Origin of the sequence: uncultured Subdoligranulum sp., from assembly GCF_963931595.1 — a bacterium.
In the GTDB taxonomy this organism is placed as follows: domain Bacteria; phylum Bacillota; class Clostridia; order Oscillospirales; family Ruminococcaceae; genus Gemmiger.
Genome location: NZ_OZ007030.1, coordinates 180,721 through 195,999 on the forward strand (window position 1 = coordinate 180,721; position 15,279 = coordinate 195,999).

Here is a 15,279-nt window from a genome sequence, read left to right on the forward strand (position 1 = left end):
TTGTATCATTAGCGCACAACGCCAAAGCCAAGGATTGTGAAGGTCTTACCTTCATCCTCCGGCGCCATGCAGATTTCTATGTGGTGCTTGCCGGCGGTTTCTTCTGCAAACAGAATTGTTGCGTGGCAATGGGTCCATCCCACTTCCCTCGGGTCATAATATGCAACCGTCTGCCCGTCTACTGTTACGCGAATTCTTCCAAAATCCAAGGATGCGCTATCTTTAAAAACCATTTGGAGTGACTTGCATACCAACTCCATTTGAAACGGTTTCTTTCCGGACGTTTTTTTCCAGTTGAAAGGAAACTGCGCTGTATTGTAAGTGTCATTATCCAATGCAACCATCTGCAGATCTTCATCGGTACCGGTAAAGCTTCCTGGGTCCACAGAGATGTCAAGTGGCAAGTTACTGCGGTCATACGCCTGCATCGCAGAGAAGTAGAAACTGTAATAGGGCGGCGCTTCTTTGGCAGGTGCCATACTCTGTTGGGCATCCAGACGCTGTAACAGATACATCAAGCAATCCTTCATGATGCGATGCCCAGCGTTCGAAGGATGATAGGTATCATAGAAGTATTGCCGCTTGGTAATCACACTCCGCTGCGCAGCCGTTGCTCCGAACTGGGGGCTGACCGCTTCCAGCACATCCACCATGGGCAATTCATGCCGCCATCCCACGGGAGCTAACCGCTCTTTCAGGTTCCAGTCATTTGCAAAGACAGAAAACAAGAGAATAACGGCCGGTTCGCCGGGATCATTCCAGATACGATGCACCAGACTTTCGTAGCAGCATCCATTGGTTTCATCCCCCAAATCATTGACGGCGAATTCTACCACGACCAGATCCGGGGATACCGTACCATTGCGTGTGACATCCCGATCATAGCGATTCAAAGCCAGCTGTGATGGGGTTCCGCCTACGCCGGCTTTGATATAATTCACTTGATCAGGTGCAGAGGAGTATTTGTCCCGGATTGCTTCAAAGGTCAGACGGGCATAACATTTTTCCTGTTCGGGAACTGCGCCGGCGCCCTGTGTGATAGAACCACCAAGAAAAGCTAGGGTTATCGGCTTACCAGAACGCAGATCCCCCAGAACCCGCTTGATCCGTGCATTGTTCCCTGTACTCAAGCACGAACGCGCAATCATTGCGTTATACTGTGGCGTATCAAATTCAACCGGCGGATCCGGATCAAATCGTGGCGCATGGTACCCGTCATGAAGGTAAAATTTGACCGTAACAAGGGCGGTGTCTTCTTCACGGGGGAGTTCTATCAAGAACTTGCCGGGAACAGCATCCGTATCTTGTTCCTCTACGGAAGCCATTTCCAGGATGGTTTCGACGCCGTTGGTACACAGAGAAATCTTGCCGCTGCCTCCTTCTGTGCCGTGTTCCCCCGAAAAATACATGCTAAAGACGGCCGCTTTATCAGGCGCATCACTGACAACGCTCACACCAATGCTGTGAACCAACCGGCGGAATCCTTTAGCAGTCCGCAGCATTTCTAGAATTTTCTCGTCCTGAACACCACCCACGATTTTTGCGAATGTTACCAAACGCTCATCGTTCAAGAAAACAGGGAATCGGTTGGATTCGGCATCGGAGCCTCCGCCACCAACGGGCTTATCTACCAGGATATACAGAGCCTCTCGTTGGGGGATGGGATCCCGTGGAGCAATTCGTTGATCACGCATCTCAGGCACACCTTCTCATGATAAACTTTTTGAGTTCCGCTATTTTTCTTTATCATAAAGCCTTATACCGCGGTGGTGCTTCTCATTTTTTGCTATACGTTTCCTTGTATTTTGCTTTTTTATTTTTCTGTCCGCATCTGGGGACATACGCATAAAGTTAGCAATTTTTAATCACTGTCATTGTTTCCTCAAAAAAACATGTGCATCTGTAAGCAATTCTTTTTTGTACTGTTGTTGCATGGGGTTCTTGCTTTTTGAATGGAGAATTTCTGCCCACTATATCTTAGGAAATCGAAATGAAAAAAGAAGATTTGCAAATGTTGCTGTTCCCGTCCATTTTTCGGTTTCTGGCAAAAGGTGTTTTTACAAAGTGCCTTTTCTCATTTCTTGCTATATTCCTCGCGGTTTTGGATTTCATAACGTTTTTTTCGCTCTTTTTGCGCTTGTTTCAAAATAGAAAACCTGCTATAGTGAGTCACAAAATCAGTAGACCGCGTAAACCGGTTACCTCTTACACGGTCCAGAAGGAGCTGAAATGATTATGGAAGGTGCCTACTATAGCGGGCAATATTTAAACAGACTGGAACGGCTTGGATATTCGCAGGCCGAAATTGACAACAAGCTGGAAAGCACATTTGAGGAGATGTTCTATGGTCCGGAGGGGGTTCGCCTTTGCCATTTTGCCGGACCTGACATGATGTACATAGAGGATACGGGGAACCATGACGTCCGTACCGAGGGCATGTCCTACGCAATGATGTTCTGCGTACAAATGAATCGCCAGAAGGAATTCGACTGCCTGTGGCGATGGGTCGTGACCCACATGTACCTCACCGAAGGGGAAAACGCCGGCTATTTTGCCTGGTCCTGTCATACTGACGGCAGCAAAAATTCCGATGGACCTGCCCCTGACGGCGAAGAATTTTTTGCCATGTCCCTGTTTTTTGCGGCCAACCGCTGGGGTTCCGGCGAAGGGGTACTGGATTACGCTTCCTGGGCACGGCGCATCTTGCACACATGTGTACACAAAGGCGAAGAAGCCGGTTCCGGATTTCCCATGTGGAACCCCGAAAACCATCTCATCAAATTCGTTCCCAACTGTGAATTTACCGATCCCTCTTATCATTTGCCGCATTTCTATGAACTTTTTGCTCTGTGGAGCGACGAATGCGACCGTCCTTTCTGGCATGCAGCCGCAGCGGCCAGCCGCCAGTACCTGCGCAAAGCCTGCCACGCCCGTACCGGATTGAGTGCCGAATATGCCGAGTACGACGGCCGCCCGCATCGGGGTGATCAGCCGGACCGTCACGACTGGTTCTTCAGCGATGCATACCGCACGTTGGGCAACATTGCTTTGGATGCCCAATGGTTCGGGGACAAAGACGGTTGGGCCCAAGAAACAGCTGCACATATTCAGCAATTTTTTGAAGAAAAGGAACACGGGCAAACAAACGGCATCTATCTGATCGACGGCACACCCGTTGAAGGAAATGCTCTGCATCCTGTAGGGCTTCTGGCTACCATTGCGCAGGGTTCCCTGATTCTGGATGACGCCTGCGCGGATGAATGGCTCCGCCGGTTCTTTAGCACTCCGCTCCGTTCCGGACCGCGGCGTTATTATGACAATTGCCTGTATCTTTTTGCGCTGCTTGCTTTAAGCGGACATTACCGCATCTGGTTCCCGCAAGAAGCAACGGTATAATGTACCCTACCGAAAAAACGATTTTTTTCTTCCCCTTCGGTTTGCTTTTTTCCATGAACCGCAGTTTACTGGACCACACATTCAGGAGGCTATGTCAATGTTGATTTTCATTAACGGCAACCGCTCTGTCGGCACCATCAATAAAAACATCTACGGGCATTTTGCCGAACATCTGGGGCGCTGCATTTACGGCGGCCTGTATGTAGGCGAAGATTCCGAGATTCCCAACCAGAATGGAATGCGCACCGATGTTGTCAACGCTCTCAAAGCGCTGGATATTCCCGTCCTTCGGTGGCCGGGCGGTTGTTTTGCAGACACCTATCACTGGCGGGACGGCATCGGTCCCAAGTCTTCCCGTAAGACGCTGATCAATACCACATGGGGTGGTGTACGGGAGGATAATTCCTTTGGCACCCATGAATTTATGGAGCTGTGCCGTCAGTTGGGATGCGAAGCATACATCAACGGAAATGTAGGTACCGGCACTGTACAGGAAATGTGCGACTGGGTCGAATATTGCAACATGCCCGGCGTTTCCCCCATGGCCGACTTGCGGCGGCAAAACGGTCAGGATGCACCCTGGAACGTAAAGTACTGGGGAATCGGCAACGAAATGTGGGGCGGCGGCGGCAATATGCGCGCAGACTACTACTCCGATCTGTGCCGTCAGTATGCCAGTTTCCTGCGGGACTACGATCCTTCCCACAAGATTTACAAAATTGCAAGCGGCGCCTGTGATTTCAACTACGATTGGACGCAACGGGTTGCTGAACTGACCGGGGCGCTGGTAGACGCTTTAAGCCTGCATTACTACACCATTCCCGGCAGCGAATGGGAGCACAAAGGCTCTGCCACCAAGTTCAGCCGCGAAGAGTATTATATTACCATGTATAAAGCTCTTCAGATGAAAGGGTTGATTGAAAACCACACCGCACGGATGCGGCAGGCCTGCCCCAACAAAAATCTGGGGCTTGTAATTGATGAATGGGGTACATGGCTTGATGTGGAGGAAGGAACCAACCCCCATTTCCTGTACCAGCAAAACGCTATGCGGGATGCCCTGGTCGCTGCAGTCAACCTGAACATTTTTGGCGATCATTGTGATTCGGTGGTCATGGCCAACATTGCACAAACGGTCAATGTGCTGCAGGCTATGATTCTTACCGACGGGCCGCGGATGCTTTGCACGCCCACGTATCACGTGTTCCATATGTTCAAAGGCCACCAGGGGGCTCGCCAGCTGGAAACTTACGCAGAAACAGCTCTCATCGGTGCAGACGGGGCAGACTGCAAGGTTCCCAATTTGCACGTTTCCGCCAGTGAAGACCATAACGGCAATGTGCTGGTTACCGTCGTCAACCTCAGCGATCATTCCTCTGTGCCTGTTGAAATTCACTGGGATGGCCTGAGCAAGTTTACTTCCATCACCGGTCAGGTTCTTAGCGGTGATGGTGCCGGCGCGGCTGCCTACAATACGTTCGATAATCCCCATCAAGTCGAGCCGAAGCCGTTGACAAACATAACTGTTGGTACCAACAGCTTTACTTCCCTCTTGCCCGCATGCAGCGTTGCTGCCTTTACTCTGAAAGCCTGATTTCCAGACCAAAGCAAAAGAGCGCCGGAGATGACTCCTGCGCTCTTCTGCTTTATTCTATGCCGTCAAACGGTTACTTTTTGCCGTCTGAATTCTCCGTAGTATCCTGAGACTGCTCCTGATTTATCTGAGAAGAGTACTGCTCCGAGCACTTCATGAAAACGCCATTTAAAACAAATGCATTTGCATAAGCAATCGAAGAGAACCCCAGCGCAAACCACAAAAACAGTCCATAGCGCAATGTGGTCTGTGTATACAGGGTAAATGCTACACATGCGCCTATCAACAACAACATGGAAAAGGTTTTGGGCAAAGAGGTCACAGACATGATAAACGCATTCCGTATGGTACCTAAAACCGTATTGTTGAATCTTGCAAGCAGCGGGAAAGCATATACGAAGGTCATCATATAAGCGATTGCTGCCACGGGAATCAAAATCTTAAAGATGCTGTTTTGGAAATTCCCGGAATGCCATAGAAGATAGATATCATAGCCCAGAAATCCCCCTGCGGCCCCAAAAAGAATTCCCATCAGTACGCCCTGGCGGAAATTTGCCCGGAATGACTTGAAAAAATTGCCGACCACCGGAGTGCCGTCTTTTTCACCCGCCATTTTTGTGGTGACATAATGTAAAGCCGTGATGGCAGGGCCAATGGTGACCACCGGAATGCAGCAAACCAGGAACAGCAAATTCAGGACAATAAGATCCCACACAACGCCCAGGGCGCGCATCAGGGGGCTGTCCGGATTAAAAACGCCTCTCAATGAGTTCTCCTCCTTTTTTTCAGGATGTAAATATTCACCAAAAACAGCGATTCAGATTGTACACCATTCAATCTGTTATTTGATTGACAATGGTTCTGCGGCTGGATTATACTGGCATTATACTTTGCACCGCTAAAAATAGCAAGGTCCTTTTGCAACATTCACCGGTAAGGAGCTTTGAATGAACCGGTTTCATCATGTCAGAATCAAGCTGGAGAGTTTTCTCAATAACTTAAGCCTGAAGAAAAAACTTCGATATCTTTATTTTTTATGTATTCTGGTCCCCATATTTTTGACCGATATTGTAATTTTACATGCATTAACCAAGAACGAGCATGCCGAGCAGCTGCACCAGATGGAAAAAATAACCAAATCAGTGCAGTCGATGCTTTCCGCCGCCACAGAAGATTCCGCGCTGATTTCTACCAGCCTGTATATGGATAACTCCCTCCAGGATTTTGTGAGCCGGCAATATGCCAGTCCCCGGGACTATTTTTCAAGTTACCGAGAATACATCCACAATTCTTTGCTGCAGGGTGTTTCCCGGATCACAAATTCTGTCATACGGGTGTATGCAGACAATGAAACCCTGATAAACGGCAGTGAATTTGCACGGTTATCCACCGTTTCGCAGGAGCCCTGGTATCAGCAGTATACTGCGGATGGCTACAGCCCGCGGCTTCTTTTTTCTTATGATGAAACAGATGGGCGCCAGGTGTTGTTTTTACGTGGGATGAATGGCCTTTACAGCGATAAGGCGGAGCGCCTTTCGTGTATTGAAATCAATTACAGCACGCTGGACCGCGATTTCCAGAACATGGGGTATAACTATTCAGTTTATGTATGCAGCGGTAACCGGATTTTGCTTACGAACGCAATGCCCAATTATCGTTGGCAGCCTTATGACACATTCTCCCCGTCTGATTCGGTAGGCTTGTCCCAGCATTTTACCCTTTACAGGGAAGATCTGGACATCTATGTGATGGAACCAAGCGGCAACGTTTTAGCCCTGATTCGCCAAAACATCCATATCCTGATTCTGCTGCTGCTCCTGAACATTATTCCCCCGCAGCTTTTGATGAATCTGCTGGAGAATTCCATTACTTCTCGTCTTTTCCGTCTGGAAAAAGCTTTCAACCAGATAGACAGCGACGTGTTGATCAAGATTTCCGGGCCAAGCGGTCAAGATGAGATCGGCAGTCTGATGGACAACTACAACCGCATGGCTGACCGGATGAACAGCCTGATTGACACCGTCTACCGATGCCGACTGAAAGAGCAGGAGATGGATATTGCCCGGCAGAACGCAGAGCTGATGGCTTTATACAGCCAAATCAATCCCCATTTTCTGTTCAACGCACTGGAAAGCATCCGTATGCACAGCATCCTGAAAAAAGAAGAAGAAACCGCCGATATGGTACAGAAATTGGCCATAATGGTGCGCCAAAACGTGGATTGGTCCTCGGATTCCAATACCATTAAGCGTGAGCTGGCGTTTGTTGAAGCGTACCTGGCCTTGCAAAAATATCGCTTCGGGGAGCGCCTTTCGTATCAAATCAATGCGCAGGAAGATTGCCAGAACATCCTGGTTCCGAAATTGACCATTACCACCTTTGTGGAAAATGCCTGTGTGCACGGTATTGAAGCAAAATCTTCTCCCAGTTGGATTTTTGTACGCGTGTATACAGAAAACGATGCGCTTTGCATGGAAATTGAAGATACCGGTGGCGGTATGGACGAGGCCGAGGCAGAACGTATTCAAGACCGGATGCGCAACGCCAGCCTGAAAATGTTAAAAGAAAAAGGACGCGTAGGCATGGTGAACACCTGCCTGCGCATCCGCATGATGACGGAGGATACTGCACAGTTCTCGGTGGAAAGCGAGCCGGGCATTGGAACACTTGTTTCGATTCGGTTCCCTCTAAACAAAGCAATAAGGGCGGAGTGACATGTTAAAAGTTATTATCGTAGATGATGAGCAGTGTATTGCGCAAGGTTTGCAGGCGTTGATTGACTGGAACGCCGCAGGCTATGAAGTGGCTGCCGTTCTGTCCGACGGACAGGAGGCTTTGGAGTACATAAAAAAGTTACCCGTTGACCTTGTCATCACCGACGTTATGATGCCAAAAATGACCGGACTTGAATTACTGGAAACTGTTCGCCGGGAGAATCTTTCCAACGCCGGTTTCGTGATTCTGAGCGGATACAGTGAGTTTTCCTATGCTCAAAAAGCGCTGCGCTACGGGTGTATCGACTATCTTCTCAAACCGGTGGAAAAGCAAGATCTGTTATCCATTCTCAGCAAATACAATAACATCTCGCAAAACAGCAAAATGGCGGAGCAGTACGAACTGGCCTATCAAGCCCGGTGTTTGATCTCGTTGCTGTTCGGCAAATATGATCCCAACGGCGTGGATTATCTGCATAAGCATCTGGATTTTTCGGACGGCGTTCGTTACATTGAAATTTCCGCTTGCCATTCTTCGGACAGCGATGATGACGATGATGAGAACCACTTCCGTATGGTGCAGCGTGACCTGTACCAAAGCTGTGTGCAAATTTTAGGCGAGGACCGGAGCCGGTGTTTCTATGACGCTTCGTTGGATCGCGTTGGGTATGGGATTGCTTTTGTTTACAGCGGTGCACTTGCCCGAAATGCCGGCTGTTCCGAAACACAGTATATCCAGGATTTTTATAAGAAATTGGGCGTTTCGACACAACACGAATTGCGATTTCTGGTTGGCAAAAAAGTGGACGATATCACCACTGTTTCTGAATCGTATGATACCGTCTGCGAGCTGAAAAACCTTTGCGCCTTCCGCCAGCAAAAATCGATCTATTATTACGAGGAAGAGTTATCGGTTCCGCAAGAAAGAGCCGTTTTGTGCAAAGATACCCTGGATCAGTTGATTACCGCCATTGAACTGAATGAGCAGGAACGCATCGGCTCCGAAATAGACCATTTGTTTGCCGAAATGCAGCAGCGTGGCGTACATGACAAAGATATCACCCTGAACTTAAATTATCTTTTGTTCCGGCTTATGCATCTTGCATCCAATTTGGACAACGAAGCCAACCAGAAGGAAATGCTGCAATTTATCAGCGCGCAGTCTTTCCGGGAAGGAATTTCCCGCGGGAGCCGACAGCATCTGCTCCGCTTTGCACGCGAGTATGCAGACTACCTTTCCCTTCTGCGAAAAAATATCTCCACCGATATTTTGGATTCCATCGACAAGGAAATCCAGGAACACTACTCGGAAAACCTGACGTTGCAGGGCTTGGGCAAAAAATACTATATCAACAGTGCATACTTAGGGCAAATCTTCCGCAAAAAATACGGACAGTCCTTTAAAAACTATTTGTGTTCTTACCGTATTAACGAAGCGTGCCACCAGCTATTGTACACAAACAAGCGGATCGGTCGCATTGCCGAAGATGTGGGCTATAAAGATGTGGATTATTTCCTTTGTAAATTTATCGAGCTGAAAGGCTGTACGCCTTCCCATTTTCGGAAGAGCAAAACCGAGAAACCACATTCTGAATTTCCCGGGAAATAATTCACACCAGAATAATCATACACTTGCTTTTCGTTTTTTGCATTCTCAAAAAACAACGATAAACCAAGCAAAAGTGCAGGCATGTTGCCTTCCAAAATACTTCAAGGACGGGGGACTGCCTGTCTTTTTTGTATCATTGTTTCGCTGTTTAGCGCGATTTCCTCTTCCGTTGAATTTGCAAAGCTATAATTTTCAGGTGTTTTTACTAGAATTTGTCGGTTGTGTAAAACATTTTTAGTATATATACTTAAATCGAAAAAGCCTGCAAGGGGCGAAAAATCTATTTACAGGAGGCCAATTATGAAAGTAAAATTGTGGCGGCGCGTATTTGCGGCAAGTATGTCCGCGGCCATGCTGCTGGGCTTAACGGCATGTGGCGGCGGCTCTGATTCCACCGCATCGTCCGAATCGTCCGATGGGATCAAAGAATTTACGATGTTTATCGCAATGCCCGGTTCCGAAATCAATGATGACAACGAAATTATGAACATCATTGCCGAAAAGACCGGTGCCAAACTGAAAGAGACCTGGCTGACCGGCCAGACCGACGCAGAAGCCATCGGCACAATCATCGCCGGCGGCGAGTATCCGGATTTCATCAATGGCGGCGATGCCATGATGTCTCTTTATGACGCAGGCGTCCTGGTGCCTTGGGATGATTACCTGGAAAAGTATCCCAACCTGAAAGAGATGTACACCGACGAAGAGTGGGACAAGTTCCGCCAGGAGGACGGCAAAATCTATTGGGCCAACGTATTCCAGAACACCTACGGCGAAGATCGTTCCACCACCCATAACGATGAAGCCTTCTGGATTCAGGCGCGTGTTCTGGAATGGGCCGGTTACCCCGAAATCAAAACCCTGGACCAGTATTTCGATCTGCTGGAAAGCTATGCCGATGCCAACCCCACCATGGCAAACGGTACCAAGAACATTCCCTACACGGCACTTTGCGAAGACTGGCGCTATTTCTGCATCGAGAATGCACCCCAGTTCCTTGATGGGTATCCCAACGACGGCTCTGTCATTGTAGACACGGATACGATGCAGGTGGTTGACTACAATACCACGCCCACTGCCAAGCGGTATTTCCAGAAATTGAACGAAGAATACCAGAAAGGCTACGTGGACGTAGAATTCGCCACCCAGACCTACGATGAATACATCGCCAAGCTTTCCACCGGCGCTGTGCTGGGCATGTGCGACCAGTGGTGGAACTTCGCGTACAATGTCAATGATGTTTTCAAACAGCAGGGTTTGGACGAGCAGGGCTGCAACTACGTTCCGCTGGGCCTGACCATTGACGAAGGAATGGAAAACCGCTGGCACAACTACGCCGACACGTTGAACAACTCCAGCGGTGTGGCGGTTACTACCAGTTGCTCCGACATTGATGCAGCCTTTAAGTTCATGAATGACCTCTTGGACCAGGAGATTCACGATCTTCGCTACTGGGGCGTTGAAGGTGAGGATTACCTGGTGGATGAAAACGGCCTGTATTACCGCACCGAAGAAATGCGGATGCAGTGCGCGGATCCCGCCTATCAGGCCTCTCACATGTGCAACTATTCCTACATGCCGCAGTGGCTGGGCACCAGCCGGGACGGCAAGAACGCCATGCAGCCCGACCAGCAGGCAAGCGAATTCCTGGACAGCCTGTCCACCCCGCTGCAGAAACTGTTTAATGCCTACGGCGTAGACAGCTACGTTGATTTGATCGGTTCTGTGAAAGAAGAACCGGGCCCCTGGTTCCCGATGTATTCTTACTCCGGTTCAATGACTACCGAAACCCCCGGTGGTGTTGCCTGGGTCAAGATGGGCGAAGTCAAACACGAATGGCTGCCCAAAGTTGTTATGGAGCCTGATTTTGAAAGCACCTGGAATGAATACATGACTGCGTACAACGCAGCCAATCCGCAGGATTTCTTGGCAGAAATGCAAACTGAGCTTGAGCGCCGTGCCGGTCTTTGATGCCCGTTATTGCAGGCGACACAGACGTTGACACATACAAGTGGCCACGGCTGCACGGTGTAGCCGTGGCCACTTTTTTTATGAAATGCATTCAACCCGCAAGCTCCTTAAACGTTAGTTTGCAACACATGATTCGCCATACACGTTCCTTAGGAGGACTCGCCAATGAAAAATCCATCAAAGCGTATTACATGGAAAGAGATTTCACGCCAGAAATTTCTGATGGTCTGTGCGGCTATCTTTTTTGTATACGGCATCGTATTTTATTACGTTCCACTGGCAGGCTGGGTAATGGCCTTTCAGAACTACAAACCCAGAGACGGCTTCTTCTCTCAATTCGTAGGACTGGAAAAGTTTAAATTCCTGTTCTCTGACGAAGTCTTTTTGCGTGATATCCGTAACACTCTGGCCATGGGCGTTCTCAATCTGGTGACCACCTTTTTAATGGCCATTATCTTCGCCATCCTGCTGAACGAAGTACGCAACATGCTCGGCAAAAAGCTTGTTCAAACGATTTCCTATATGCCCCACTTCCTTTCCTGGATCATTGTCACCGGTATTCTGCACGATGCGCTGTCTTCCACCGGTATCATCAATGAGCTGCTGGTGAACCTGGGCATTCTGGATTCGCCCATCAACTTCTTTGCCAATCCGAGTTATTTTTGGCCAATCGTTGCATTTGCCAATGTTTGGAAGGAAACCGGCTGGAATGCCATTGTCTACCTGGCCGCCATTACCTCCATCGATCCCAGCCTGTATGAGGCAGCCACTCTGGATGGTGCCGGCCGGTGGGGCAAAATCTGGCACGTCACGCTTCCTGGCATCAAGTCCACCATTATGATTCTGCTGATCATGAATGTTGGCAACGTATTGAATGCAGGCTTTGAAGTCCAGTATCTGCTTGGCAACGGCCTGGTCAAGAGTGTTTCGGAAACCATTGATATCTACACCTTGACCTGGGGCATCAGCCAGAACGATTATTCTTTGGGTACTGCAGCCGGTATCTTCAAGAGCGTCGTTGCAATTATTCTGATTCTCGGCGCAAACTGGATTGCCAAACGTGCCGGTGAAGACAGATTGTTCTAAGGGGAGGGTACACATGAAAATCAAATCATCCACCATGGACAAAGTCTTTGTTACCTGCAATACCATTTTCCTGGTTTTGTTCGTCACCATTACGCTGTATCCTGTTCTGAACACGGTGGCGATTTCTTTCAACGACGGTATCGACGCCGTACGCGGTGGCATCCATCTGTGGCCGCGCATCTTTACGCTCTCGAACTATAAAACGGTTCTGAATCAGCAGAACATCATCACCGGTGCTATCGTTTCTGTGGCCAGAACGGTATTGGGAACGATTTTTGCCTTGGTGACGAACGCACTTTTGGCCTACGTCGTCAGCCGCAAACGCTTTTTGTTCCGTTCCCAGCTGTCTTTGTTCTGGGTCATCACCATGTATGTGAACGGCGGTATGATCCCCACCTTGGTTTTGTACCGCAACCTGAACCTGACCAACACTTTCTGGGTATACGTCATTCCGGGCATGATCAGCGCATTTAACGTTCTGGTTCTGCGCACTTACATGGAAGGTCTGCCCAGCGCGCTGGAAGAATCCGCCATGATTGACGGTGCCAACGATTTCACCATCTTTACCCGTATCATCTCGCCCCTGTGCAAGCCGGTGTATGCCACCGTCGCCCTGTTCGTAGCTGTCGGACACTGGAACTCCTGGTTCGATGCTATGTTGTACAACCGGATGAACACCCAGTATACGACCCTGCAATATGAGTTGATGAAGCTTCTTTCCTCTGTCATGCAGCAAAGCGGCAGTGCCACCACCGGCGGCAACACAGCTGCCGCAGCCGTCACGCCGGTTACCGTGCGTGCCGCCGCTACTGTGGTGACGATGCTTCCCATCATTCTGCTTTATCCCTTCCTGCAAAGATACTTTGTATCCGGCATGACCATTGGCAGTGTAAAAGAGTAAAATCCTTTTCCTGCCATCCGCCCCTGTTTTCCAGTGCCTGTAACACGAAAAGTCAGTTCGGCGGCACCCTTCAATAGCTATGGCCGCTGCATCGGTTTTTCCTCCTGGATACAGCGGCCATAGCTCTATATTTTTGCATGCAGAACATCACCCCTTTATACCTGGAGGTTTTCTATGCTTTCCGTTAAAAATCCTATCATGACAGGCTTCTTTCCCGACCCTTCGATTTGCCGGGTAGGGAACAAATTCTATACGGTTCATTCGACATTTGCGTATTTTCCCGGTGTGCCGGTTTTTGAGAGCGAAGATCTTGTCCACTGGAATTTGATCAGCAATGTGCTCGATCGTGATTCTCAGGTTCCTTTGTCCGGCTGTCAGCATTCCGAGGGGATTTTTGCCCCTACCATTCGTTACCATAAGGGCACCTGGTATATGATTACCACCAACGTGTCCGACCAGGGAAATTTTATCGTCACTGCAAAAGATCCGCGCGGCCCCTGGTCCGAGCCTTACTATTTGGGTGAGTCTACCGGCGGCATTGATCCCAGTCTCTTTTTTGACGATGACGGTACCTGCTATTATATCGGCCAACGGCCGCGTTCTGCCGGGTACCGCTACAATGGCGACTGCGAAATTTGGATTCAAACTCTGGATCTGGACACGATGCAGTTAAAGCCCGATGCCACCATTGTACTTACCGGATTCCAGCGCAAAGCCATTTGGCCGGAGGGACCTCACCTGTACAAAAAGGACGGTTACTATTACATTTTGCATGCGGAAAGCGGTACTTCCATCCACCACAGCGTCATGATCGCGCGCAGCAAAAATGTGTTTGGTCCCTACGAGTACTGCCCCTGCAACCCCATTCTGACGCATCGCCATTTGGGAGCCCAATATCCTGTTACCTGCGTCGGTCATGCCGACTTAGTGGATGACGGAAACGGCAACTGGTATATGGTTGTATTGGCTTGCCGGCCGAACCAAGGGTACACGTTGTTGGGGCGTGAAACCTTTTTGGCAAAGGTCACCTGGGAAGATGGCTGGCCGGTCGTGAATGCAGGGGTCGGTCATCTTGAAGAAGTGGTCACGCTGCCTTACGAGGGGCAGCCTTCTGACGACGCCCCCCAATGTAAAACCTATACGTTCGATACCCCTTCTCTGCCGCCGGAATTGCTGACTTTGCGCAATCACCGCGATTATGAACTGGAACTGCACGCAGAAGGGCATTTTGTCCGTCTTTTCCATCGTTGCGACAGCTTGAAGGATTGCGGTGAGCCTGCATACCTCGCGCTGCGTCAGCAACACTGGAATTGCGAATTTGAAACCAGCTTTATCCCGCATTTCTGCAAAGAGAGTGATTGCGCCGGCATTGCCATGGTTCAAAGCAATGAAAATCATCTGCGGGCAGAATGCTATCCCCATGATTCGGGCGTTAAACTTGTTGTTTTTCTGTGCAAAGACAGCAAAGACAACCCTCTGGCGCAAATCGATATGCAGCCCCAGGCTGCCATCCGGCTGAAACTGCGGGTAGAAGGGCTTGTTGCCAGCGTACTTTACCAAAGCGGTACCGAATGGAAAACAGCTGCCTCTGGTATCGACCTGCGCTCTTTAAGCACGGAACATGCCGGTGGTTTTGTCGGCTGCACACTAGGGTTATACGCTTCGGGCAATGGGGAAGACGCTGGTGGATATTCTGATTTTGAAACGATGACCTATCGCGAGCTTCCCACGGAGTAATCTATTACTTTCATGTATTAAACATGCGCATGAGCCTCCTTCTTTTGAAAAAAGAAGGAGGCTCATGCAATATATGGAATCCGAGCGAATCAAAAACAACTTACGAGGTTTTGCATGTGGACGATATTGATGACTTGCAAGCCTTTGTTTAGGTAGCGAATAGAACAGCATAACGAATGTTGTATATGCTCGAACTTCCTAAAATGTCTATTCGCCTACGCGCCGTTTCCGAATTTCACTGTTCCTACGGGTACAATGCCACGCATAGCGG

At 49.2% G+C, this 15,279-nt stretch carries 10 protein-coding genes; 8 read left to right on the plus strand and 2 right to left on the minus strand.

Annotation, left to right across the window (positions count from 1 at the left end):
- Positions 1-8: 8 nt before the first annotated feature.
- Positions 9-1,694, minus strand: a complete 1,686-nt coding sequence (locus ABGT73_RS00925) for an SGNH/GDSL hydrolase family protein (RefSeq protein WP_346667976.1) — start codon at positions 1,692-1,694, stop codon at positions 9-11.
- Positions 1,695-2,235: 541 nt separating this feature from the next.
- Between ABGT73_RS00925 and ABGT73_RS00930 the strand changes: the two genes are divergently transcribed.
- Both ABGT73_RS00930 and ABGT73_RS00935 read left to right on the plus strand, forming a co-directional pair.
- On the plus strand, positions 2,236-3,396 hold the full coding sequence (locus ABGT73_RS00930) for a glycosyl hydrolase family 8 (protein WP_346667977.1): 1,161 nt from the start codon (positions 2,236-2,238) through the stop codon (positions 3,394-3,396).
- 97 nt (positions 3,397-3,493) lie between these two features.
- Complete coding sequence (locus tag ABGT73_RS00935; RefSeq protein WP_204652169.1) at positions 3,494-4,990, plus strand: alpha-N-arabinofuranosidase; 1,497 nt, start codon at positions 3,494-3,496, stop codon at positions 4,988-4,990.
- Between the two features lie 73 nt (positions 4,991-5,063).
- On the opposite strand, the gene ABGT73_RS00940 is transcribed toward ABGT73_RS00935, so the two are convergent.
- Entirely contained in the window at positions 5,064-5,756 is a 693-nt protein-coding gene (locus ABGT73_RS00940) for a YesL family protein (protein ID WP_193503329.1), read from the minus strand.
- Between the two features lie 181 nt (positions 5,757-5,937).
- Between ABGT73_RS00940 and ABGT73_RS00945 the strand changes: the two genes are divergently transcribed.
- The 6 genes from ABGT73_RS00945 to ABGT73_RS00970 all read left to right on the plus strand — a co-directional run bounded on the left by ABGT73_RS00945 (position 5,938) and on the right by ABGT73_RS00970 (position 15,008).
- Positions 5,938-7,704, plus strand: a complete 1,767-nt coding sequence (locus tag ABGT73_RS00945) for a histidine kinase (protein WP_346667978.1) — start codon at positions 5,938-5,940, stop codon at positions 7,702-7,704.
- Position 7,705: 1 nt separating this feature from the next.
- Positions 7,706-9,313: a response regulator gene (locus tag ABGT73_RS00950; protein WP_346667979.1), complete on the plus strand. Its 1,608-nt coding sequence runs from the start codon at positions 7,706-7,708 to the stop codon at positions 9,311-9,313.
- 300 nt (positions 9,314-9,613) lie between these two features.
- The gene (locus ABGT73_RS00955) at positions 9,614-11,284 is read left to right on the plus strand and encodes a sugar ABC transporter substrate-binding protein (protein WP_346667980.1); all 1,671 of its coding nucleotides are present in this window, start codon (positions 9,614-9,616) and stop codon (positions 11,282-11,284) included.
- 165 nt (positions 11,285-11,449) lie between these two features.
- Positions 11,450-12,370 carry an ABC transporter permease subunit gene (locus tag ABGT73_RS00960; RefSeq protein WP_346667981.1) on the plus strand — a complete coding sequence of 307 codons (921 nt, stop codon included), beginning with the start codon at positions 11,450-11,452 and terminating at the stop codon, positions 12,368-12,370.
- 13 nt (positions 12,371-12,383) lie between these two features.
- The gene (locus ABGT73_RS00965) at positions 12,384-13,271 is read left to right on the plus strand and encodes a carbohydrate ABC transporter permease (protein ID WP_346667982.1); all 888 of its coding nucleotides are present in this window, start codon (positions 12,384-12,386) and stop codon (positions 13,269-13,271) included.
- Between the two features lie 174 nt (positions 13,272-13,445).
- Positions 13,446-15,008 carry a glycoside hydrolase family 43 protein gene (locus ABGT73_RS00970; protein ID WP_346667983.1) on the plus strand — a complete coding sequence of 521 codons (1,563 nt, stop codon included), beginning with the start codon at positions 13,446-13,448 and terminating at the stop codon, positions 15,006-15,008.
- The last annotated feature ends 271 nt before the right edge of the window (positions 15,009-15,279 follow it).

What these genes read in the sequence shown, in the direction of transcription:
- ABGT73_RS00925 (WP_346667976.1), bottom strand. Translation starts at nt 1,694, where the DNA reads ATGCGTGATCAACGAATTGCTCCACGGGATCCCATCCCCCAACGAGAG.
- ABGT73_RS00930 (WP_346667977.1), top strand. Translation starts at nt 2,236, where the DNA reads ATGGAAGGTGCCTACTATAGCGGGCAATATTTAAACAGACTGGAACGG.
- ABGT73_RS00935 (WP_204652169.1), top strand. Translation starts at nt 3,494, where the DNA reads ATGTTGATTTTCATTAACGGCAACCGCTCTGTCGGCACCATCAATAAA.
- ABGT73_RS00945 (WP_346667978.1), top strand. Translation starts at nt 5,938, where the DNA reads ATGAACCGGTTTCATCATGTCAGAATCAAGCTGGAGAGTTTTCTCAAT.
- ABGT73_RS00950 (WP_346667979.1), top strand. Translation starts at nt 7,706, where the DNA reads ATGTTAAAAGTTATTATCGTAGATGATGAGCAGTGTATTGCGCAAGGT.
- ABGT73_RS00955 (WP_346667980.1), top strand. Translation starts at nt 9,614, where the DNA reads ATGAAAGTAAAATTGTGGCGGCGCGTATTTGCGGCAAGTATGTCCGCG.
- ABGT73_RS00960 (WP_346667981.1), top strand. Translation starts at nt 11,450, where the DNA reads ATGAAAAATCCATCAAAGCGTATTACATGGAAAGAGATTTCACGCCAG.
- ABGT73_RS00965 (WP_346667982.1), top strand. Translation starts at nt 12,384, where the DNA reads ATGAAAATCAAATCATCCACCATGGACAAAGTCTTTGTTACCTGCAAT.
- ABGT73_RS00970 (WP_346667983.1), top strand. Translation starts at nt 13,446, where the DNA reads ATGCTTTCCGTTAAAAATCCTATCATGACAGGCTTCTTTCCCGACCCT.